Origin of the sequence: Micromonospora acroterricola (assembly GCF_003172955.1) — a bacterium.
Taxonomy (GTDB): Bacteria; Actinomycetota; Actinomycetes; order Mycobacteriales; family Micromonosporaceae; genus Micromonospora; species Micromonospora acroterricola.
This window is the reverse complement of the sequence record NZ_QGKR01000226.1, coordinates 74,066-96,189: the sequence shown is the minus strand read 5'-3', so window position 1 is coordinate 96,189 and position 22,124 is coordinate 74,066. Positions and strand designations below refer to the sequence as shown.

Below are 22,124 nucleotides of genomic sequence, written 5' to 3'. Positions count from 1 at the left end.
GGGTCGGCCAGTTTCAGCAGTGCGCCGGTGTTGTTCGGCACCCACAGGTAGGGCACTACGAAGAACAATCCGGCCCAGGACGCCAACGTCCTGGGCCGGAGTAGTGCCGCGGCTGTCAATCTTGCCGATCAGGCGATGTTGATGTCGCTGCACCACATGTAGGTCTGGTCCATGTGTGACGCCTTCCAGATCACGAACAGGACGTGGTTTCCGGTGCGTCCAGAGACCGAGACGTTGAACGAGATGTTCTGCGCTGGCGCGTAGCGCCCGGTCGTCGTGATCAAGTCGAGGTTGCCCCACCCGACCCGCTGGGTGGCCGGGTTGAATCCCTGCTTGGTGACGTAGACCCGGAAGTAGTCAGCACCATGGCTGGCCTGGTCGTACATCTGGACCGTGAAGCTGCGGCTGACGGTGGTCGCCTTCCATGCTCCGGGCTGGTTCACGGTGTCGTTCCTGGAGAGGGCGTTGCTGCACAGCTGTCCGTCCGGGGTGCGGGCTTGGTACTGGCCGGCGAGGCCGTCCCGCAGCTGGCTCATCCAGTTCCACATGGTGTCGGGGTTGGCCTGGAACGCCCGCCAGCACATGGGGTCTTGTTGCTGCATGGCTGGGTTCGTGTGTTGGTTGCCCCAGGTCTTCCAGCACTGGTAGGCGCGACTCGCCGGGTTGATGACGGTGCCGTGCGCCTGGGCTGCGCCGGTCCAGGGCAGCATAGCGACCACCATGGCGAACAGCGGGACGAGCACTCGGAGGGACTGACGGACGGTTGACCGGGACCGTCCGTCGGATTGATCGGACTTGTGTGAACGCACTGTTCATCCTCCGTTCTTCGGTACTAGAGATCAGCGTGGGAACGCTCCCACACCAACTGTTACATCTATGAGCCTAAATATCAATGCTTATCGATTTAGAGCCGGAACGACGGGTCTGCGCACCGAGGTCCGCAGCCGCGGCATCGCCGTACGGATCGCCCGCAACGGCATCCACTGCGGTACACGGACGGTTCACAGCTACCGGAGGGCCCGGTGAAGGCGCTGTCCAGCCTCTGGTTTCGCAGTTCGGATCCGGCGGCCGGGTGGGTGCGGGCACGACCACCCCGCCCGGCCGCCCGGCGTGGTCAAAGCCCGGCTGCGGCGTCGTACCGGCGGCGCTGGTCGGCCATTTCCGAGTCGGCCAGCGCCTCCTTGAGCGCCAACTCCGCGTACTTGGCCGGGAACATCTCCCGCAGCCGGTCGACGAACATGACGTCGGCGGTCGCCTCGACCACCTGGATGCCCGGAGGCTCGGTGGACATGTCCATGATCACAGGGCCGGCCAGCTTGACCGCAACGTCCCAGGGGCGCTTCTGCTCGGCGACCCCGCAGAGGTGGAAGCCGTAGACCGTCTGCACGTCGGCGAGCGCGGTGACCTCGGCCGGCTCGTAGCCGTAGACGCGGACCCCGCAGATCACCGCCGGCTTCTCCTCGGTGGCCACCTGCTGAACACTGTGTCCGGCGTGGTTGTGCTGCCCCGGGTCCGCCTGTTCGAGCGTGGTGCGCATCCGGGTCATGATCTGCGCTTGCAGATCCGCCGGCTCCGCCTCCGGGCCGGCCTGGTTGACCAGTACGACCGTGCCGGCCGACACCGCCAGCAGGATCACCGCCACCCACACCAGGCGGTTTCGGTACCACCCCGCGAAACTCTCTCGGGAAATCATGATTGCTTCTCACCTCGTCGCCGGTTCTGGTGCGCTGGCAGACCGAATCGGACGCCCCCGGCGTGTCAGTCGTCGAGCGCGTCGGCCGTCGGGGACACGTACCCGGGGATACGTACGGCGGGCGAGGATGCCTGCCCGGCAAAATGCCCGTCGTCACAGAGATGGCCCGGCGATGCGGCATGCGAGCGTCTGCCAAAGCGGCGCGCTGCCGGCACTGCGATGCTCCCGTGCTGGCCGTTCCCAGCACGGTTGCCCCCGCGCTGCGGCGATGTGAGCCATTCCAACACGCCCGGATCCGCTCTGGCAACATCGACGAGCATCAGCGTATATCCGGCCCGGCCGCCCTCTCCGGACGAGAGGATGGGTTCTGTCTGAACGCGAGGAGGGGTGAGCAGCCGCCGTGGATGGTCTCGGACGACCTGTGGGCCGAGATCGCGCCGCTGTTGCCACCCCGCCCCACGGCGGCACCGGTTTCCGGGCCGTAAGCCCTCGACGACCGCAAGGTGTTGTGCGGGATCCTGTTCGTGCTCTACACCGCGATCCCGTGGGAGCACCTGCCCCAGGAACTGGGGTTCGGCTCAGCATGACCTGCTCGCGCAGGTTGCGGGACTGGAACGACGCCGGGGTGTGGCAACGACTGCACGAGGTTCTGCTCGGAAAGCTCCGGATCAACAATCAGCTCGACATGTCCCGGGCGGTGATCGACGGCTCCCACGTCCGGGCGCTGATCGACGGCTCCGGCGTCCGGGCGCTGATCGACGGCTCCGGCGTCCGGGCGCTGATCGACGGCTCCGGCGTCCGGGCGCTGAAGGGCGACCCGAAACCGGTCCAAGCCCGCTCGACCGCCGCAAGCCAGGCTCGAACACCACGTCATCACCGAGGCGGGCGGCATCCCCTCGCCGTGAGCCTCATCGGCGGAAACTGCCACGACGTCACCCAGCTCATGCCCCTGGTCGACAAGATCCCCTGAATCAAGGGCATCCGCGGCCGGCCCCGGCAACGACCATACGCAGACCGGGGCTACGACTACGACCGCTACCGCCGCCACCTACGCGACAAGGGCATCACGGCGGCCGACCCATCGTCGTCTCCCGTAGCTGGTCCGGCAAGACTCTCGTCGACCACCGCGCGGACACCTGCGCCTGGGTCCGCAACCTCCTTCGCAGCAGCGCCGACACCGACACCGCCGAGACCGTCGGTCAGGACGAGCGCCCGCCTACTCCTGGGAACTCGCCCGTCCCGAAGACCCCGACAGGCGCCGACGTAAGCAGCCAGATCCTGCGTGGAACTGTTGGTCTTCACCCGGACCGGACGGACATGACCAGCCGAAGCTCCCTCACCCAACGAACGCTCCACCAAGGGATCAACCGCTTCGGCGGTTACCCCACTGGCGCGGGCTCTGGACCGAACCCCGGCCGCCGGATCGCTGACCCTTTCCATCCGGTTGAGGCGAGGCCACCTTGCCCTTCCCGCGTCGGGCAGCCCGATTTTCGTAAACCTCGACCTCGCCGGTCTCGGTCTCGGCCGTGGTTGGCTCGTCGGCATCCTCGGCGTGGGCGTCTTGAGCCGGCTCAGGCTCCAGCATCGGTATCTCCCTTGTTTCGTGGGGTGCCCTGCGGACCGTCGCCAGCCGGTGGACGCGGACTGCTCGACGCCGGTGGGGGCACCTTGACGGTATCGCAACGCCGATCGACGGTCCGTAGGCCCAACGCGGGTGGCGACCGCTGCTATTTTTGCGCAGTCGCGGCATGCGGTGCGTCGCGGGCCGCCCTTGCCCTCCCCGCCGGGCCGAACCAGGGTCCGACCTCGGTTTCCAAGATCCTTGGAGAAGCGTATGAGTGATGTAGGCACCTTCACTGGCAAGGTGGTCGTGAACAGGGTGATGTCGCTGGACGGTTTCATCGCCGGTCCTGGCCACGCGATGGACTGGATCTTCGAGTACCTGACTGCGGATACGGTCCCGGAGGTCATGGCGGCCACGGGCGCCATGCTCATCGGCCGGGGTACTTACGAGGTCGGCAAGCGTATGGCCGACCAGGACACCAGCTACGACGGGGGAGCACAGTTCGTCCTCACCCACAATCCTCCCGCCGAGCCGGACCCTGCCGTCACATTCCTCAGCTGTGGACTTGAGGAAGCCGTTGCCACGGCACGCAGCGCCGCGGGCGGCAAGAACCTGGAGATCCTCGGTGCCGATGTGGCCGCCCAGTGTCTGCAGCGCGGGCTCGTCGACGAGATCCTGGTGTACGTCCTACCGCTGCTGCTCGGCGACGGTGTCCGTTTCTCGCCTCCAGGCCTTGGCAGGATCGACCTGGAACCTTTCAGCAATACCCAGTCGGGCGCCGTCACCATGCTCCGCTTCCGCGTGCGAAAGTAGGCGCAGCCCTCCAACGGCTACAGCGTGTCCCTGGGAGATGTTGGCCAGGGCGTGGTTGTAGCGGGCGGCGTGGGCGGTGTCCTTGTTGCCGGGGTCAGGCGTATAGGGCGACGGCGCCGCCCCACAGGGCGCCCGGGTTGAGCCGGGCGGGGAACCGCTCCAACATGCCGTCGAAGAACCCCAGCGCGGTCGTGTGTCTGGCCAGCAGTTCGTCGACCGCGTCCAGGTACTCGCGAGTCTGCGCGACAGTGCGCGCCGCGTCATCGTCGAGGCCCTTGTCCTTGTGCCCGGCCACGATGAACCGGGGGCGCAGCGCCTCGACGGCGTCGATGGCCTTGCGCCACGCGTCACGTCCGCCGTCGCCGGACTCAACCAAAAACTGGTGCACGCCGTTGTAGATGACATCGCCGGCCACCACCAGGTCGAGGCCAGGCACGTGTAACACGCTGGTCTCGTCGGTGTCGCTGTGGCCCACCTCCACGATGACCAACTCGTGGCCCTCCAACTCCACGCGGTTGCCCGGCGGGGTGGTCGCCGTGACCGGCGCGTCGGGGATCTGGCCGGGCACTAGCTTGTCCCAGAAGACCGGCCGGATGGCCACGTTGCGGTGCATCTGCTCGATCGTGCCGGCCGAGGCGACCACCTCGGCCCCGAACCGCTCGGCGAGCAGCCCGGCTGTGAACCAGTGATCGCCGTGACCATGCGTGGCGAAGATGTGGGTCAACCGCCGGCCGCTCGCTGCGACCCACGCGGCGACCTGATCCGCCTGCGCCCGGGTGAGCGGCGGGTCGACGAGCACGGCGTCCCGGCTGCCCGAGATCAGGGTGACCGACAAGGGCGAGAACATCCGGCGGTCACCATTGGGCACCGGCTCGCTCACCGCGAGCGGCAGTGGATCGGCAACGAACACCTCGTACCTGAGCGTCACGTTCTCTCACACTCCCATCTAACTTCTCTTGACCGAAGTTAGCACCCTGAGAAGGAATGAAGGCAGCGCCAGGACTGTGAGATCGACCCCATGTGAGGCGGGAGGCCAGCGACGTGCGACCGTCGCTGCCTCGACGCCCACCGGCACCAGCCCGCCGCCGCTACGCCAGTCGCGGGGTTCCCGCGCAGGACATGGTGATCCTGCTACCGACCAACCGCGATCATTCCCCGCAAAGTACGCCCAAAACGCCGCGGCAGCGGTCGACTGTGGTTCGGGTGCGTAGGGCGCCGACCTCGCCGGCGCCCCTGAGCAACTCGCGACGTTCGTGGTGCCATGCCTACCGGCGCCGTCCCCGCGCAGCGCCAACGACGATCTCGCCCGCCGCCGGAGTGGGCTATCCCTCAGCAGTGGGTCGGCTGTGCACCACCAGCTCGTCGATCTCCAACCGGCCGACGCGCAGCTCCCGCACGACCGCCCGGCGGATCGTCAGCCGCCCGATGACCAGCGCTCCGACGGCGACGGCCCCGACGGCCAGCGCCCCCACGGCGAGGGCGCCGAGCGAGGCCGCCCCGGCAGCCCGCGCGCCTGTAGCCGCCGCGCCCGTCGCCACCGCGCCGTTAGCGCGCGTCCCGGTCAACCGCATCAGGCGTACCTCTCGCTTCATTCCCCCATTGTCCGCGTACCGCGGGCCGCCCGCTCCCCACAGATCCCGGATGTCATCCCACCGCCCACCAGGTGTCCGCCCCCAGTGGTCCCCGCCGTCGTGTACGGGGCGGCAGGCGAACACGCCGCTGAGGACGTACCGCAGATGTTGGACGAACCGAGTGGCGGACCGCTGCCCTTCGTCCGGCCCGCGATCCAGGGCATTGTCCGGTTACGCCGCCGGCTGCCGGCTGATCATTGGCGGCGCGCGTCCACCTGGAGGTCAGCTGCTGAGTCAGCCGATCCAGGCCGCCCTTGATCAGCTGCCCGTACTGCCGGCCCCTCGCCGATCGGGGCCGGGCGTCCTGCGATGAGGATCCCGCAACGCGAGTCGCCGCGATGGTACTTGTGCCCGAGCATCGAAAAGCGAGATCATCACGCATGCTCGACCCCTCGCCCGAGGACGACGGGACTTCACCGACGGTTTCTACGCCGCATTTCGTGGGTCGTGATCGGGAGATGGCGGCGCTTCGGGGCGCCTTGGCCCGGCCACCGGCGATCGTGCTGGTAGAGGGCGAGGCGGGGATCGGGAAGAGCCGACTGCTGCGAGAGTGGTTGGCCGCGCCGGACCAGCGCACCGCCTTGGTCTCGGTGTGCCCACCGCTTCGCGAGTCGCTGACGTTGGGGCCGATCGTCGACGCGTTCCGTGGGATCGACCGCCCGGTGTCGCGATTGCGGCTCACCGAGCTTGCGGGTGCGTTACGGCCCCTGTTCCCTGAATGGTCCTCGGACCTGCCGCCCGCACTGCAGCCGTTGGACGATGCGAAGGCGGCACCGCATCGCCTGTTCCGCGCCCTGGACGAGCTGCTGCGGGCTCTGCGTGTCGACGTTCTCGTGCTCGAGGACGCTCACTGGGCCGACGAGGTGACCTTGGAGTTCCTGCTGTTCGTCACCTCCCGACAGCAATCGGACGGGCCGAGCCTCGTGATCTCCTATCGGCCGGAGGAGGTGGACGTCGGATCGCTGTTGCTGCGGCTGACGTCCCGGTTGCCTGCCGGCGTGACCCAGCTGAGGATCGCCCTTGCGCCGATGCGACCCGACGACACGGCTGCGCTGGTGTCCTCGATGCTGGACGGCAACCCGATATCGCAGGAGTTCACGACGTTCATGCACGAGCGGACCGGTGGCGTTCCTCTGGCGCTGGAGGAGTCGGTTCGCCTCATGTGCGACCGCGCCGACCTCGTCTTCCGCGACGGACAGTGGGTCCGGCTGAAGCTGCGCGAGCTACAGGTGCCGCCAACGGTGCGCGACTCCACCCGGGAGCGGGTGGGCCGTCTGTCGCCGACGGCGCAGCAGGTGTTGCGAGCCGCGGCGACGTTGGCTGAGCGGTCATCGGTGGCCACGATCGCGGTGACCGCCGGTCTGTCACCAGCTGCGTGTCGAGGCGCTGTCGCGGAGGCGGCCAACGCTGGCGTCCTGGACGGAGACGACCGCGACCAGTGGCGATTCCGGCATGTGCTGGCCGCCACGGCTGTCTACGAAGCGATCCCGTTGACCGACCGCAGGCACTTCCACCTGCTGGCCGGCCGGGCCTTGGAGGACATCCAGCCGCCGCCTGTCGCACGCCTTGCCCACCACTTCCGTGAGGCGGGCGAGACGCAGTCCTGGGCGCGGTACGCCGAGCAGGGTGCCGAGCTGGCCATGGCCTCGGGTGACCACACCAAGGCGGTCGACTTGCTGGTCGATCTGTTGTCGTGGGCCGTGCTGCCGCCGGTGGATAGGGCACGGGTCGCGCGCATCGCCGGAGTTGCCGCACTGGGCCGTCGTGAACCGGTCGACGAGGTCTACCACCGCGTGATCCGTACCTTGCGCTCGGTGCTGGAGACCCCCGGTCTCTCCGCCCGCCAGCAGGCCGAGATCCGCAACCCCCTGGGTCGGCTCCTGATCACCGGGGGTGAGGCGCAGGCCGCACTCAGCGAGCTGGAGCAGGCGGTGGCCAACCTCGACCATGACCCGGTCGAGGCGGCTCGGGCAATGACCTACCTTGGATGGGCCTATGCGGGGCCGTGGCCGGCGTCGACCCATCGGCGTTGGCTGGATCGCGCCGCTGAGCTCACCGCCGAATTCGATTCTCCCGCAGACCGGCTGAACCTGGCCGGCAACCGAGCCGCGGCGTTGCTCATGCTCGGCGAAGAGGAGGCCTGGGACGTCGTCGCCGGCCTGCCCATCGACGGCGTGACCTCGGCGGAGCGTCTCGACGTGGCCCGCATCCACGCAAATGTCGGGACCGGCGCCCTGATCTGGGGTCGGTACGCCGACGCGGAGGAACACCTCGCCGTGGCCATGCGCCTTGCCGAGGCCGAGCAGGCGTCCCGGTTGCACCACAACGTCCGACTCGAACAGGCCAACCTGGCGTGGCTCACCGGCCGGTGGGAGGGTCTCGCGGAGCGAAGCGCGGCACTCGCCGATGCCGACCGGGACCGGCCGGCGCACTACCTCGGCAGCATTCGCCTCGCGGCCCGGCTGGCAGCCGCAGCCGGACGGCGGCGCGCTGCGGAGGAGCAGTTCCGGCTGGTCCTCGAGGAGTCTGCCCGTCTCGGCGCAGCCGACGACACGATGGAGGCCGCCGCTGCGCTGGCCAGACTGTGGCTGACGGACGGAAACAGCGGCCGGGCGCTGCAGGTCACGAACGAGCCGATCGACACCGTCCGGAGAAAAGGCATCTGGGTCTGGGCGACGGACCTCGTCCCCGCCCGGATCGAGGCGCACCTCGCCGCGGGCGATCTGAAGGCCGCGACACGCCTGGGCGACCAGTTCGCCAGAGGACTGCGTGGCCGTACGGCGCCTGCGCCTCGCGCCGCGCTCACCGTATGCCGTGCCCTGCTGCTCGCGGCAGCCGGAGATCACGCCCGCGCGGCGACGGCATACGATCGGGCGGCGCGCGCCTGGAGCGCGTTGCCGCGCCCCTACGACGCCATGCTCGCCCGCGAGCGTCAAGCCGAGGCGCTCATCGCGCAAGGCCAGATCGAACGAGGCCGGAAGCTGCTGGCGGCACAGTACGAGCAGCTGTTCAGGCTTGGAGCCCGCGGCGATGCAGACCGTGTCGCACAGCGGCTTCGTGAACACGGCGCCGAGGTCCCGCGACTGTGGCGCGGCGGCCGACGCGGGTACGGCGACCAGCTCTCACCTCGCGAGCTCGACGTGGTCCAACTGGTCGTCGCCGGCAAGACGAACCGGGAGATCAGCCGGATCCTGGCCAAGTCGCCGGCCACAGTGGATCAACAGCTGCGTGCGGCGATGCGCAAGCTGAAGGTGAGCTCCCGGACCGCGCTCGCGGTCAAGGCAGTGGAGGCCGGAGTGTTCGCAGAAGAGGACTCCCTCCACGACGCGTCGTGAAAATTGACGTATCCGCTGGATAGCGACGGTCACTCGTCCCGCCGAGCATGACTGGATGATTCATAGCCGTTGGGCAATGCATGCCTGAGCGACCTGTCGCGGGTGACGACGACGCCGTCGAGCACCCGCCACCATCCGAGCTGCCCCGCGAGCCGGACGTCGGCGCCCCCGACGCCCGTGACGTTGACGGTGCCGACGACCACAAAAACCACGACCCCTACCAACCCCTGTAGGTCGAAGGACTCTCATGAGACTCAAAGCCCTCGCGGCTTCGCTCGCCGCAGCGGTCGGCCTGAGCATGATCCAGGCTCCACCGGCGTCTGCCGCTGAGCCGGATCCCGGCCCCGCCGCCAACAAGATCGCCTTAAGCCTGAAGGACCGCTTCCGCACCTCTCCGGCTTCCGACTTCTGGATCACGTTCGAGACCGCTGCCGACCTCGGGCCGGCGAAGAAGATCGCCGACTGGACCGCTCGTGGTCAGTTCGTCTACGACGCGCTGACCGCGGCGGCGAAGGACTCCCTGGCATCCGTCTCCACCGAACTCGACCGGGCAGGCGTCAAGTACACCTCCTACCCGATCGCCAACACAGTGCTCGTCAAGGGGGGCAACGAGAAGCTCGCCCTCGACGTGGCCTCAATGGCGCAGGTCGCCGAGATCCACGCGACGCCGCAGGTCGCGCTGGTCGAGCCCGTGGACGAGAAGATCCCTGCTGACCAGGCTGCCCGCCCCACCGCCCCGAAGGCCGCCGCCGAGGCAGGCACCGTCTCGTGGGGTCTGGACGCCATCCACGCCCCCCAGGCGTGGGCCATGGGCGCCACCGGTGCGGGCATCACCGTGTCCAACCTCGACTCGGGCGTCCAGTTCGACCACCCCGCCCTGGTGCATCAGTACCGCGGCACGAAGCCCGACGGCACCATCGACCACAACTACAACTGGATGGCCACCCGGGGCACGTGCACGGGCACACCGTGCGACGACAACGGACACGGCACGCACACCATGGGCACCATGGTCGGCGACGACGGCACCAACCACGTCGGCGTCGCCCCGGACGCGCAGTGGATCGCGACGAACGGCTGCTGCGACAGCACCGGCGTCGAGTCGCTGCTCCAGTCCGGCTGGTGGCTGCTCGCCCCGACCGACGTCCACGGGAACAGCCCTGACCCGTCCAAGCGCCCCCACGTCATCAACAACTCGTGGGGCCAAACCGTCGAGCACAGCTTCGACGACTTCTTCCGGGCCATCGACGAGGCCTGGAGCGCCGCGGGCATCTTCAGCGTCTGGTCATCGGGCAACACCACGCCGTACGCGGCCTGCGACACCGTCTCCTCGCCCGGCTCCGCCGAGAGTGCCTACTCCGTCGGCGCCTACGGGTCGGACGGCACGCTCGCGTCGTTCTCGCGCAAGGGCGAGGGTGAAGGTGGCCGGATCAAGCCCGAGGTCTCCGCTCCGGGCGTCGCCGTCCGGTCGTCCTACCCGGGCAACAGCTACACCGAGATGTCCGGCACCTCGATGGCGGCCCCCCACGTCGCCGGCGCCGTCGCGGCGCTGTGGAGCTACGACCCGACCCTCGTCGGGCAGGTCGAGGAGACCCGCCGCCTGCTCGGCGAGTCGGCCGTCGACGTCGACGACACCGAGTGCGGCGGCACCGCCGAGGTCAACAACAAGTACGGCGAGGGCCGGCTCGACCTCGTCCGCCTGCTCGAGCTCGCGCCCCGCAAGGGCGGCACCCTCACCGGTGTCGTCACCGCCAACGGCGCCCCGGTCCCCGCCGCCGAGGTGACGATCAGCGGTCCGTTCAGCCGGTCGATCGGAACCGACAAGGACGGCCGGTTCACCACGAACCTCCCGGTCGGCGACTACCAGCTCAGCACCAAGGTCTTCGGTTACCTGACCGCGACCACCAACGTCACGATCTCCCTCGGCCAGGACACCTCCGTCAAGCTGCCGCTCACGGCCGCCGCGAAGCACGACATCAGCGGCAGGGTCGTCGACGACAAGAAACGGCCCGTCCCGAACGCCGACGTCTCCGTCAAGGACACGCCGCTGAAGCCGGTACGCACGGATGCCGACGGTGCGTTCACGATCAGCGCTGTCCCCGAGGGCGGGTACACGCTGACCGTCAAGCCCAACGCCTGTTTCTCGCCCACGACGGTCCCGCTGACCGTCGGCGCGCAGAACGAGTCGCGCGAGATCCCGGTCGGGCTCGTCGTCGACAAGGGCGGCTACAGCTGCGCCGTCTCCGACGGCGAGTACCTGCGAGGCGCCGACCCGGTCGCGTTCCCGAGCGGCGTGTGGGCGACGGTGAAGCTGCCGTTCCCGGTCGCGCTCTACAACGGCAGCCACGACACCCTCGGTATCAGCCTGCGCGGCGTGATCACCCCGGACGAGGGCACCGGACCCGGCAGCGGCGGTGCGGGCATCTTCCCGTTCTACGTCCAGACCCCCGTCGAGTTCGCCCCCGGCGGGGGCGTCTTCACGGCAGCCACCAAGGTCAACGGCGAGGACGCGTTCGTCGTCGAGTTCCGCAACGCCAAGCTCTGGGCCTATCCGACCCGGTCGGAGTACACGGAGCCGGTCAGCTATTCGGCCACGCTCACCCGCTCGGGCACCGTGATCTTCGGGTACGGCGACGGCATCGGGACCGACGACCCGGTGACCGCCGGCGCGCACGCCATCAGCGGCATCCAGGGCTGGGCCGGCGTCGACGGCATCCGGTTCTCCGACAGCGCCCCGGTGCTGCGCGACGGAATGATCGTCACCTACGACATGCCTGACTTCGGGTACCTCGACGCGACCGTCGTCGACAAGAACGACGGGCTGCCGGTGGCCGGGGCTAAGGTCTCGTTCACGAACAAGGATGGGCTCGTCGAGACCGTCACGACCAACGGAACGGGCATCGTGCATCGCCAGCTTCCGGTCGGCGACTACACCATGACGGTCGACGCGCCGAACTACACGACCGCGGCATACCCCTTCTCCCTCGACAAGCTCTACGCGAATGCCAAGATCGACGCGCGTCTGACCACGGGTGTCGCCGGCCTGAAGGCCGACGGCCTCGACGCGCTGTTGGGTACCGACCAGAACGGCGTGGGCTCGCTGACGCTGACCAACAACGGTTCCGCCCCACTCACGTACAACCTGGGCGAGGCCGCGCGCCACCCCGACCTTGACGCCGCCGGCGCCACCGCGCGCACCGGGAAGGGTGCGAACAGCACGATCGACCTCACCGCGTGGAAGGCCGGTGCGAGCGGCATGAAGCCGTCGAACGCCGACGGCAAGGCTGCGACGGCGACCAAGGCGGAAGCACAGGCGGCCGGCAAGGTCGGCCCGACCTCCGGCGGGGATGTCATCACCCGGATCCCCATCCCGGGCACGATCGCGGAAAAGGAGCCCACCGGCATCGGGTTCGACGGCGACGTCTGGGTCCACGACTACAACGCGCGGACCAACACCGCCTACACGGTGACGGGCAAGCCGACCGGGAAGGTCTTCGACGCGTCGTGGAACCCCACGTACCGGGCGTTCGACATGGCGCTCGACACCAAGACCGGTGACATGTGCCAGATGGAGGACAGCCCGGCCAGCTACATCCACTGCTTCGACCGGAAAACCGGGAAGGAGACCCGGCAGATCAAGGGTGACTGGTCCACGTTGCAGCTGACCGGACTCGCCTACAACCCGACGGAGGACGTGTTCTACGTCGGTGGCCGGGCGAACGGCATGATCGGAACCGTCGCCGGGACGTCGCACGGGTGCACTGCTGTCGTTCTGCGCGCCGCCGCTGCCCGAGGTCATGGGCCTGGCCTACAACCAGGCGTCCAACACCGTCTGGTACACCGACCTCACCTCGAACAGGCCCACCCGCCTGCTGCAGGTCGACCCCGCCGACTGCTCGCTGGTCAACGCGTGGTGGTTCCCGGGCCAGAAGGCGACCCAGGGCGGCGGCCTCGAAACCGACTCGACCGGGGCGCTGTGGGCGGCGGACCAGGTCGCCGATGACGTCGTGCTGGTCGACGTCGAGGACGACCTGCTCACCGACCTGCCGTGGCTGTCGCTCTCCTCGACCGGCGGCACCCTTGCCCCGGGCGAGTCGACGACCGTCAAGGTCTCGATCTCCTCGAAGGACGCCAAGCCAGGAGTCGTCGGCGCGAACATCGTGGTCCGGTCCGACTCCGGACGCCAATCCAAGACCTACGTCCCCGTGACGCTCACCACCACGAAGTACCAGGTCGGCGTCAACACCGGCGGCCCTTCGTTCACCGACGGCTCCGGCTACACCTGGTCCGCCGACCAGGCCGCCGGCAACGGAAAGTGGGGCTACGAGGGGAAGACGAAGGTCGCCTCCACGAAGGCCGGGATCGCAGGCACGACGGACGACGCCCTGTTCCAGTCGCAGCGCACCACGCCGCAGAAGGAGCTGTTCTACCGCTTCCCCGACGCGCCCAAGGGCACCTACACGATCGACTTCGGGTTCGCCGAGATCGAGAAGGTGGCCAAGGGCAAGCGGGTGTTCGACGTCCTCGTGGACGGCACGCTGACGGACTACGCGTACGACGCGGCCGCGGCCGTGGGGCCGAACGCCGCCGACTGGCGCACCGCCGTCGTGAAGCACGAGGGCGGTCCGCTGACCGTGGAGCTGCGGGGCTCGAAGGGCCTACAGGCCCCGACCATTGCCGCGCTGCGGGTGACGCTCGACCCACGCGCAGACACCGCGGAGCCGGAGCCCCAGCCCGAGCAGCCGGAGCCGGGCCCCGTGCCGGTGGCCCCCGCCGGTCGCTCGTACTCGATGAAGGTGACCGACGGGCTCTACCGCCAGGGCACGGAGGAGTCCGGGTGGCACGGCGATGACGTCTGCGGCGTGCTGTGGTTCGACTCCAGCTTCCTGTTCCCGTTCTACGACACGGCCTGGGACGGCGTGTGCGTGACGACGAACGGCCAGCTGATCTTCGACCAGGCCAGCGCCGTGGGGAACAACACGGAGCTGCCGTCGCCATACGCGTTCGACGCGATCTATCCGCTCTGGGACGACCTGGTCGTCGACGACGAGGCGGGCATCTACTTCGGCACCACCGAGGTGGACGGCCTGGCCGCTGAGGTCATCGAGTGGCGCAACGCCGCCTTCTACAACGACCGGACGGCTCGCGTGAGCTTCTCGGTCACCCTGATCGCTGACGGACGTATCCAGATCGGGTACGGCGACGGCGTCGGCGGCGACAACCCGCTCACCCGAGGGTCGTCGGCGACCGTCGGCGTGGAGAGCCTCACGCGCAACCCCGCGAGCCAGTACTCCTTCGACCAGCCCGTCCTGAAGGCCGGCCTGGCGCTGGAGTACACGCTCCCGGCCGCGGGAACGATCGAGGGCACGGTCACCGACAAGAACGACGGCAAGCCGATCGAGGGCGCGATCGTCACGCTCAAGGGGCCGAACGGTGAGCGGGTCATCACCGCCGACGCCAAGGGCCGGTGGAAGGCTCAGGCGCTGGTCGGCGAGAACACCGTGCAGGTCGAGGCGCCGAACTACGTCACCGCCAGCCACCCCGTGACCATCGCCAAGAAGGATCAGGCCGAGGTGGTCGACACGGCGTTGACCACGGGCGTCGCCACCGTCACCGGAGGCGACCTCGACTGGCTCGTCGGCCCGGACCAGAAGGCGACGGGCGACATGACGGTGACCAACACCGGCTCCGCGCCGCTCGAGGTGCGGATCAGCGAGCAGAAGCGCACCAGCGACGGTGGGCACGAGGCCGCCGACCTTCCGTGGCTGACCCTCACGGGCGCGGCCGCAACCGGCACGGTCACGCTCGCGGGCGGCGAGTCCACCACGGTCACGGCGACGGCCGACAACGCCGACGTCGAGCCCGGCGTGCTCGTCGGGGACGTGCTCGTGGCGTCGAACGCCGGCAAGGGCGAGGCCCAGCTCAAGCCGGTCCGCCTGGCGACCTCGGCCTACTGGAAGGGCGTCGACGTCGGCGGGTCCGGGCACGTCGGTACCGACGGCTTCGTCTGGTCGCCCGACCAGGAGGTCGGCTCGCGGCCGTGGGGCTACGTCGGCGGCAAGGCGCGTGCCACCAAGGCCGACATCGCCGGCACCGAGGACGACGCGCTGTTCCGCACCCAGCGGACCGGCGAGACGTTCAGCTACGTGTTCAAGAACGCCCCCGCCGGGACGTACCGGATCGGCCTCGACTTCGCCGAGATCGAGAAGGTCAAGGTCGGCAAGCGTGCCTTCGATGTGCTGGTCGACGGCAAAGCCGTGCTCCACGACCACGACGTGCAGGCGAAGGTGGGTGCGCTGACCGCGGACGTGAACACGGTCACCGTCGAGCACACCGGTGGCGATCTGAAGGTCGAGCTTCGCCGCGAGATCGGCGAGAGCGACCCGATCCTCAACGCCCTGAAGGTCCAGCAGGACCCGCGCCTCTGACTTAGCCAACCGATTCGCCAACAAGTGGTCAGAGCCTCCACGGAAAGTTTCGCCGTGGAGGCTCTGACCACTGCTGTCGAGTTTGTGGTTTCAGACCGTACTCACGCGCCTGGTGGCTGCCCCCGAATCCTCAGGAGCGGGCGCGGATGATCGTCTTTCCGGTGATCCGCTTGGTTGGGTTGAGAGCGGCGACGGCGTCGTCGAGGTCTGCGACGTTGCCGATGTTCGTCCGCAGTCGCCCGTCCCGCACCCTCTGTACGATTTCACCCAGTTGGATGCGATCAGGCATCACGACGAAATCTATCGCCAGGCCGTCCGCGGGCCGCGCCTCGGACGGCCCGACAACGGAAACCAGTGTTCCTCCGGCTCGAATCAGGCCTGCCGACCGCTTCCCGATGTCACCGCCGATGACGTCGAAAACCAGATCGACTCCGCCGACGTCTTCCAGGGCCTCGCTGCCGAGGTCGACGAACTCGTGTGCGCCGAAGTCGAGCGCGGCCTGACGGTCGGCAGCGCGTCCGGTGCCGATGACGTAGGCGCCGAACTCACGTGCGAGCTGCGTCACCATCGACCCCACTGCGCCGGCCGCGCCGTGCACGAGGACGCTCTGCCCCGTCCGAAGGCGGCCGTGGTCGAACAGTCCCTGCCAGGCGGTCAGGCCAGAGATCGGCAGGCTCGCGCCCACCGCGAAGTCGACGTCGCCGGGCAGCGGCGCAAGGTTGCGCGCCTCGACGGCCACATACTCCGCCAGGGTGCCGTCGCGGGTCCAATCCGTGAGGCCGAACACCCGCTGCCCCACCGACAGCCCCGTCGTGCCATACCCCAGAGCGCTGACCACTCCGGCCAACTCGTGCCCAGGGATCGACGGCGTCCGGTCACGGCCGAGGCGATCGGTCCAGGTCGAGGGCCACGCCAACTCGGTCGGGACGAAGCCCGACGCATGAACCTGAACGACGACGTCGTTGAGGGCCGGTTCCGGCTCAGGCCGCTCCATCAGCGTCATTCCGGCCGTTCCCGCAGCCTCGTCCGTCACCACGATCGCCTTCATCAGATACCTCCTTGTATCCAGCCCTCGTCTGCACTGGCACGAGGAGCACATTTCCGTTTCCCAGCATTGGCGACGCCAAGCCTCGGCGCCGTGCCACACCACGCTGATCGGTAGCGGTTGGGGCGCGAGGATGTCGCCGAGAGTGGCGGGGACGTCTGTCGAACTCGACGCCGACGGGCAAGTCGGGCACCTCGTCGCTACCGGAGGCACCCCGCCGGACATCCCGAACCTAGCTACGGTAAAACTGGTCTGTCAAGTCCACTATTCGGTCACGTGGTTGCTGCTGTGGCCAGGGGGAAGTGCCAGTTCTGCCTCATCAGCAGGGGCAGGCGCATGCCACCGCCTAGACATGCCTTCTGGACTCCGGGGTCCAGGTAAGGTGAAGGCTGCGGGAATATAGCCGACCCAGAGAGTGTCTGCACCTGCGTGTCCAGTTGGGCTGGCACGACGACAGACAAGGAGACGACGTGAACACCGAGAAGGCAATCCTCGCCGGCGGCTGTTTCTGGGGCATGGAGGAGTTGTTCCGCCGCCAACCCGGCGTGGTGTCCACGCGCGTCGGCTACAGCGGTGGCGACGTCCCGAACGCCACCTACCGCAACCACGGCACCCACGCGGAGTCGATCGAGGTCGTCTACGACACCGACAAGACCGACTTCCGCGCGCTGCTCGAGTTCTTCTTCCAGATCCACGACCCTTCGACCAAGAACCGCCAAGGTAACGACATCGGCATCAGCTACCGCTCGGCGATCTTCTACACCAACGACGAGCAGAAGCGGGTCGCCGAGGACACCATCGCCGACGTCGACGCCTCGGGTCTGTGGCCCGGCAAGGTCGTCACCGAGGTCACCGCGGCAGGCGACTTCTGGGAAGCCGAGCCTGAGCACCAGAACTACCTGCAGACCTACCCCGACGGATACACCTGCCACTTCCCCCGCCCCGGGTGGAAGCTTCCGAAGCGGGCGACGGCCTGACACCTCCGGCGCGCGGACCCGGGTCCGCGCGCCGGTCCGGGCCGAGGTGGCCCGCCCGAACGAGTGGTCCCGCCGGATGGGTGCGGGCTCTCGCCGAAGGGCCGATCACGACGCGTGGCCCACTTGGGTGCTTAGGACCACATGGTCCAGGCAAGCTCGCACTAACGATGATGCAGCGATGGTGGTAGCCGTTCACCGATCCGACGGCGCGTACGTGTGTCCTAACCAATCACGTGAAACGCCATGACGCCGGATGGACTCCAAGGTCCCGTTCCCCCTGGACAATCTGGTGCGCTGGATACACTTGACAGATGAGCGAGGAGCAGGTGGCTGCGCCGACGAATAGGCGGAGGATCAGTCAACGGGGCATCGCAACGCGAGACCGGATCCTCGAGGCAGCGAACCGGCTGATGCTCGTGCGCGGAGTGAACGCGACGACCCTTGACGACATCCGCGAGGCAAGCCAGACGAGCAAGTCTCAGCTCTACCACCACTTCGCCGACAAGCAGGAACTCGTGCGCGCCTTGGTCAGATATCGAGGCGCGCTTGTGCTTCAGCGTGAACGCGCAGGGCTCGAACGACTGAGATCGTTCTCAGGACTCGTCCGGTGGCGTAACGCTCTGGTCCAGGCCAACTCGCTGAACAACGGCAAATACGGGTGCGGCCTCGGGTCGATGACTCTCGAACTGTCTGATCAGGATGAGCAGGCTCGATCTGCCCTGTCGGAGACGTTCGCGGCATGGGAAAGGCTGATCAGTGATGGCCTGCACCGGATGCGCGACGGCGGGCTACTGCGCCAGGATGCCGACCCGGAGAAGTTGGCCACGGGATTGATGGCCGCTTTGCAGGGCGGCTACCTGCTGGCAAACGCCGCGCACGACGTCGCACCCATGGAAGTCGCATTGGACATGGCGCTGGAACACATCAAATCGTTCCTCGTACAGCCGTCCGAGGAGCCGACCCGTTAACTGGGCCCCGCCTCGGCCGCGACGCACCGCGCATCGGAGGGGCTGGCGAGTGATTCCCGCCAACCCCTCCGGGCAAGGTCACTTTCCGTACAGCTCGAATTCGTAGAGCGAGAACCCGTACGAGGTGGCCCGCTTGACCCCGTACACCCGCACGTAGCGGGCGGTGACCGGGGCGAAGGTGGCGTTGTCGACGCCGCCGTTGCCGGTAGTGGTGGTGAACACCGGCGTCCAGGAACTGCCGTCGCCGGAGACCTCGACCCGGTACGAGGTGCCGTACGCGGCCTCCCAGCGCAGCACCACCCGGCTGACGCTCCGGGCCGCGCCGAGGTCGACCCGGATCCACTGGTTGTCGTTGTAACTGCTGGCCCACCGGCTGCCGAGACTGCCGTCGACCGCCTTGTCCGGGGTGTAGCTGGTCAGGAACTGGGTGCTCGACGCGGTGGTCGGACGACCCTGCGCCAGGTTGGTGACGTCGTCGCCCCGACGCGCCGGGAATGAGACGACCTGCTGGTAGGTGGGGCGGTTCTGCCAGGCGATCAGCGGATGGGTGATGCCGCCGAGCCCGGATTGGGCGATCGAGTCGGCGCACCACTGGTCGCCGGCCCCGCAGGACTTGTCTCCGGGGTAGACCGTGGTGGCCGGCACCGCGGCGGCCTGGCCGAGCGTGTCGAGCAGGGACTGCCGGCACGCGCCGAGGTTGCCGTCGCCGCAGTACGCGCGGCCCAGCCCACCGGCCACCGGGTCGCCGAGCACGGTGCGCAGGTCCTTGTCGACGTAGCCCCACCAGCCGTACTGGAACGACGAGCCCTTGTGCGCCTGCCCCTGCAACGCCCAGCTCGCGGCGCCGTCGCGTCCCCCGTTCTGGCCGCCCGACGGCGCCTCGTTCACCTCGATGGCGTCGACCAGCGCGGCGTAAAGGTCCGGCCCGAGGCCGGGGCGGAACTGCGCCGAGGCCAGCAGCGGCCACCAGGCGTCGAAGATCCGGATGGCGTCGGCGTGCTGGTAGACCTTGGAGCCGGGGGACGTCTCCACACGGCGGGCCCCGGCCTGCTGCCAGGCACGCAGCTTGCCCACCGCGTCGGCCAGCGCCGGATCCGTGACCGGCGTGCTGTCCAGCACCCGCAGCAGGTCGCCGAGAACCTGCTGGCCGCGCAGGTCGGTCACCGCCGCGTCCGCCATAATCTTGACGACGTCGGCGCGGCCGAGCTTGCGCTGGGCGATCGCGGCGCGCACCGGGCCGTCGAGCAGCTGACCCCGGTGTACGGAGCCGAAGCTGAAGTTGCCGTCCGCGGCCCCGAAGTCCCGCGCCTGCTTGTTGTTCCAGCTGATGTAGTAGTCCTGGTTGACCGACTGCGGATGCGCTAACGCCGGGGTGTAGGTGGCGTCGTTGGTGTCCGGGTTCCAGCCGGCCCACTCGTACGCCGGATCGGCCCTTGTGGGTAGGTTCGGGTCGGCGGTGGGCGGACGGACCGGGTTCGAGCCGGAGTTGAAGTACGCCGCCTCGGTCGAGTTGACGTAGAACCAGTTGAACGCGTACCCGACGTTGGTCGCGGACGCCTGGAAGGCCGCGGCACTGCCCATCGCGGACGGGTCGTTGTAGGCCTGGAAGCCGATCGCCGAGTCAGCCTCGTGCCGGTAGGTCGAGCGCAGCTTGGTGAACGCGGTCGGCTGCCCGTTCACCAGGCCCCGGTAGGCCACCAGCCCGTACTTGGTGCGCAGCGCCCGCAGCGTGTACGAGCCGGCCGGGGTGGAGTCGGCCAGCGTTGGCGACCAGGAGTTGCGCTGCTCCAGCGCCTCCATGGCGAGGCACTGCCCGTGGTAGAGGTAGCGGTTGGTGTGCAGCGTCGGGGCGCTGCCGTCGGTGGTGCACAGCGGCACCGCGTACGTATCGGTGAGGTCCTGGGAGGCGGAGGTCGCGCTCCACGCGTAGTCCTGGCCCCGGCCGAGCAGCACGTAGAGGTTCAGCCCGGCGAACGCCGCGCCGCGAGCGCTGATCCCCGGCCCCTGGAGTTCCTGGAGCATCAGCAACTGCGGCGCGAAGTAGCCGGTCTGCGGCCCGAACACGGCGATCGGGTTGCCGGTGGTGGTGTGCCGTCCGGAGACCACGACCGCGTTGGACATGCCGTGCGCGCGCAGGTTGGCCAGGCCGCCGAGCAGCCCCTGGGTGGCGGTGCTGGCGCCGGTGCGGGCGGCGGCCCCGCCGCTGGCGTCGTAGGCGAGGGGCTCGGCGAGCACCGAGCCAGCGTCGGGGAGCACCGCGCTGGTCGCGCCCGGCGGCGTCGCCCCGTACGGGAAGCTCTGCCCGTCGTGCAGGGTGAGCACGGTCTCCGGGTCGTTCTGCGAGCGGAACGCCGCCCAGACCCGGTCGCCCTCGGTGGCGCCGTACTTGGCGCGGGCGGCCACCCGGACCAGCGCGGACTGGATCTCGCTGCCGCCGCCCCCGCCGAAGAGCCCGCCGACGACGCCGGCGGTGGCGATGAGGTCGGTCATGGTGAAGTGCTTCGGCTTGCCGGCGCCCGCGAGCACGTACTCACCCGGGTAGTTGTCCTCGGCGATCGACGTGTCGATGTAGGCGTTGATGCCGGCGATGTAGTCGACCACGTCGGTGTAGAGCTGCTGGCCCCGGGTGCCCTTGAGGCGCAGCGCGTCCACCTGGGCCTGCAGGTCTGCCTCGGAGTAGGGCGAGTTTGCCCAGATGCTCTGCTCCAGCTCACGGTTGCCCGGCGCGCCGCCGGCGAACGAGGTGAGCGTGCCGCGACCGGCGTGCCGCAGCAGGTCCATCACCCAGAGCCGGTCCTGGGCCCCGGCGTAGCCGGCGCCGAACATCGTGCCGGCGCGGGTGGTGCCGGTGACGTGCGGGACGCCGGTGGCCTTGTCGCGCACGATGGTGACGTCCGCGCGCGGCGAGACGGTGCTCTCGACCTGCGCGGCCGGGACGCCGAACGAGGCGTCGTTGTAGAAGTGGGCGATCTGCTCGTCGGTCAGCCCGGCGTAGTTGTAGACCAGGTTCGCGTACTCGTCGAGCTGGTCGCTGGAGTGCGCCGGGCGGGTGCCGAGCGCCTGGTGCGCCAGGATGGCGACCAGCGTGGCGTTGCCGTTCTGGCCGGGGGGCAGGATGTCGGCGCACTGGCCGAGGCAGTAGTCGTTGGCGGCGAACGTGCTGGCGGCCAGCGCCGGTGACGGCGGGGTCACCGTCAGGACGCTCGCGGTCAGGGCGGCGGCGGTGAGCGCCGCGAGCCGGGTACGGAGAGCGGGACGGGGCATGGCGATCCTCCGGGGACGCGGAGTCGGGCTTTGTTCGGTCACGCCCGGCTTCCGGTGCCGACGTCTCGCCCTCCGCGCCCGGGCGTTCCACCCGAAGGTGAGAGTGACTCATGTCTATCTCTGGGCAATGATCGACGCAGGACCGCCGTCCGGGATACCCGTCGTTCACCACGCGCCAATGCCGACGTTTCGCCGTCTTTCGCATCGGGAACGGGAACGGTGGGTGGCTCGGTCACCCTGCAGGTTTCCGAGGCGATCGCGGCTCGGTCGTGTCCAGCGTCGTCGATGACGTATTGATGGCTGGCCTCGCGCATGCCGAAGCAAGTCGCCCATCCCGATTTGATGGGCGGATATGACAACCTCGGGCGCACTGATCACCCCTGGCGGCACCGCTTGCCCGCGGATC

At 68.9% G+C, this 22,124-nt stretch carries 13 protein-coding genes and 1 pseudogene; 7 read left to right on the top strand and 7 right to left on the bottom strand.

The window, feature by feature from the left end; genetic code table 11:
- Window positions 1-128 precede the first annotated feature (128 nt).
- Both DKT68_RS19835 and DKT68_RS19830 read right to left on the bottom strand, forming a co-directional pair.
- Window positions 129-710 (bottom strand): lytic polysaccharide monooxygenase, encoded by a 582-nt coding sequence (locus DKT68_RS19835; protein ID WP_236646981.1) that lies wholly within the window; start codon window positions 708-710, stop codon window positions 129-131.
- A 404-nt stretch (window positions 711-1,114) separates the two neighbouring features.
- The gene (locus DKT68_RS19830) at window positions 1,115-1,693 is read right to left on the bottom strand and encodes a hypothetical protein (RefSeq protein WP_109818894.1); all 579 of its coding nucleotides are present in this window, start codon (window positions 1,691-1,693) and stop codon (window positions 1,115-1,117) included.
- A gap of 404 nt (window positions 1,694-2,097) precedes the next feature.
- Between DKT68_RS19830 and DKT68_RS32100 the strand changes: the two are divergent.
- Window positions 2,098-2,762, top strand: a pseudogene (locus DKT68_RS32100) (IS5 family transposase); the annotation flags it as partial.
- 765 nt (window positions 2,763-3,527) lie between these two features.
- Window positions 3,528-4,070: a dihydrofolate reductase family protein gene (locus DKT68_RS19815; RefSeq protein ID WP_109818891.1), complete on the top strand. Its 543-nt coding sequence runs from the start codon at window positions 3,528-3,530 to the stop codon at window positions 4,068-4,070.
- A gap of 94 nt (window positions 4,071-4,164) precedes the next feature.
- On the opposite strand, the gene DKT68_RS19810 is transcribed toward DKT68_RS19815, so the two are convergent.
- Both DKT68_RS19810 and DKT68_RS19805 read right to left on the bottom strand, forming a co-directional pair.
- Window positions 4,165-4,998, bottom strand: coding sequence for an MBL fold metallo-hydrolase (locus DKT68_RS19810; protein ID WP_236646980.1), 834 nt, complete (start codon window positions 4,996-4,998; stop codon window positions 4,165-4,167).
- A gap of 394 nt (window positions 4,999-5,392) precedes the next feature.
- Window positions 5,393-5,662, bottom strand: a complete 270-nt coding sequence (locus tag DKT68_RS19805; protein WP_109818890.1) for a hypothetical protein — start codon at window positions 5,660-5,662, stop codon at window positions 5,393-5,395.
- 419 nt (window positions 5,663-6,081) lie between these two features.
- On the opposite strand from DKT68_RS19805, the gene DKT68_RS19800 reads away from it, so the two are divergent.
- A complete protein-coding gene (locus DKT68_RS19800) occupies window positions 6,082-9,036 on the top strand; it encodes an ATP-binding protein (protein WP_109818889.1) in 2,955 nt (984 codons plus the stop codon).
- A 29-nt stretch (window positions 9,037-9,065) separates the two neighbouring features.
- Here DKT68_RS19800 and DKT68_RS19795 read toward each other — a convergent pair whose 3' ends face one another.
- Entirely contained in the window at window positions 9,066-9,248 is a 183-nt protein-coding gene (locus tag DKT68_RS19795) for a hypothetical protein (RefSeq protein WP_109818888.1), read from the bottom strand.
- A gap of 35 nt (window positions 9,249-9,283) precedes the next feature.
- On the opposite strand from DKT68_RS19795, the gene DKT68_RS32095 reads away from it, so the two are divergent.
- Both DKT68_RS32095 and DKT68_RS32090 read left to right on the top strand, forming a co-directional pair.
- Window positions 9,284-13,039 carry a S8 family serine peptidase gene (locus DKT68_RS32095; RefSeq protein ID WP_236646979.1) on the top strand — a complete coding sequence of 1,252 codons (3,756 nt, stop codon included), beginning with the start codon at window positions 9,284-9,286 and terminating at the stop codon, window positions 13,037-13,039.
- A 4-nt stretch (window positions 13,040-13,043) separates the two neighbouring features.
- Window positions 13,044-15,464: a malectin domain-containing carbohydrate-binding protein gene (locus DKT68_RS32090; RefSeq protein WP_236646988.1), complete on the top strand. Its 2,421-nt coding sequence runs from the start codon at window positions 13,044-13,046 to the stop codon at window positions 15,462-15,464.
- Window positions 15,465-15,594: 130 nt separating this feature from the next.
- Here DKT68_RS32090 and DKT68_RS19785 read toward each other — a convergent pair whose 3' ends face one another.
- Complete coding sequence (locus DKT68_RS19785) at window positions 15,595-16,512, bottom strand: NADP-dependent oxidoreductase (protein WP_109818887.1); 918 nt, start codon at window positions 16,510-16,512, stop codon at window positions 15,595-15,597.
- Between the two features lie 467 nt (window positions 16,513-16,979).
- Between DKT68_RS19785 and msrA the strand changes: the two genes are divergently transcribed.
- Together msrA and DKT68_RS19775 are read left to right on the top strand one after the other, a co-directional pair.
- On the top strand, window positions 16,980-17,486 hold the full coding sequence (gene msrA, locus DKT68_RS19780; protein WP_109818886.1) for a peptide-methionine (S)-S-oxide reductase MsrA: 507 nt from the start codon (window positions 16,980-16,982) through the stop codon (window positions 17,484-17,486).
- Window positions 17,487-17,797: 311 nt separating this feature from the next.
- Window positions 17,798-18,454, top strand: coding sequence for a TetR/AcrR family transcriptional regulator (locus DKT68_RS19775; RefSeq protein ID WP_109818885.1), 657 nt, complete (start codon window positions 17,798-17,800; stop codon window positions 18,452-18,454).
- A 78-nt stretch (window positions 18,455-18,532) separates the two neighbouring features.
- On the opposite strand, the gene DKT68_RS19770 is transcribed toward DKT68_RS19775, so the two are convergent.
- Entirely contained in the window at window positions 18,533-21,718 is a 3,186-nt protein-coding gene (locus DKT68_RS19770) for a penicillin acylase family protein (protein ID WP_109818884.1), read from the bottom strand.
- Window positions 21,719-22,124: the final 406 nt, after the last annotated feature.

Coding starts and splice junctions, on each gene's coding strand:
- DKT68_RS19835 (WP_236646981.1), bottom strand. CDS start 710: ATGCTGCCCTGGACCGGCGCAGCCCAGGCGCACGGCACCGTCATCAAC.
- DKT68_RS32095 (WP_236646979.1), top strand. CDS start 9,284: ATGAGACTCAAAGCCCTCGCGGCTTCGCTCGCCGCAGCGGTCGGCCTG.
- DKT68_RS19770 (WP_109818884.1), bottom strand. CDS start 21,718: ATGCCCCGTCCCGCTCTCCGTACCCGGCTCGCGGCGCTCACCGCCGCC.
- DKT68_RS19785 (WP_109818887.1), bottom strand. CDS start 16,512: ATGAAGGCGATCGTGGTGACGGACGAGGCTGCGGGAACGGCCGGAATG.
- DKT68_RS19830 (WP_109818894.1), bottom strand. CDS start 1,693: ATGATTTCCCGAGAGAGTTTCGCGGGGTGGTACCGAAACCGCCTGGTG.
- DKT68_RS19815 (WP_109818891.1), top strand. CDS start 3,528: ATGAGTGATGTAGGCACCTTCACTGGCAAGGTGGTCGTGAACAGGGTG.
- DKT68_RS19805 (WP_109818890.1), bottom strand. CDS start 5,662: ATGAAGCGAGAGGTACGCCTGATGCGGTTGACCGGGACGCGCGCTAAC.
- DKT68_RS19775 (WP_109818885.1), top strand. CDS start 17,798: ATGAGCGAGGAGCAGGTGGCTGCGCCGACGAATAGGCGGAGGATCAGT.
- DKT68_RS19800 (WP_109818889.1), top strand. CDS start 6,082: ATGCTCGACCCCTCGCCCGAGGACGACGGGACTTCACCGACGGTTTCT.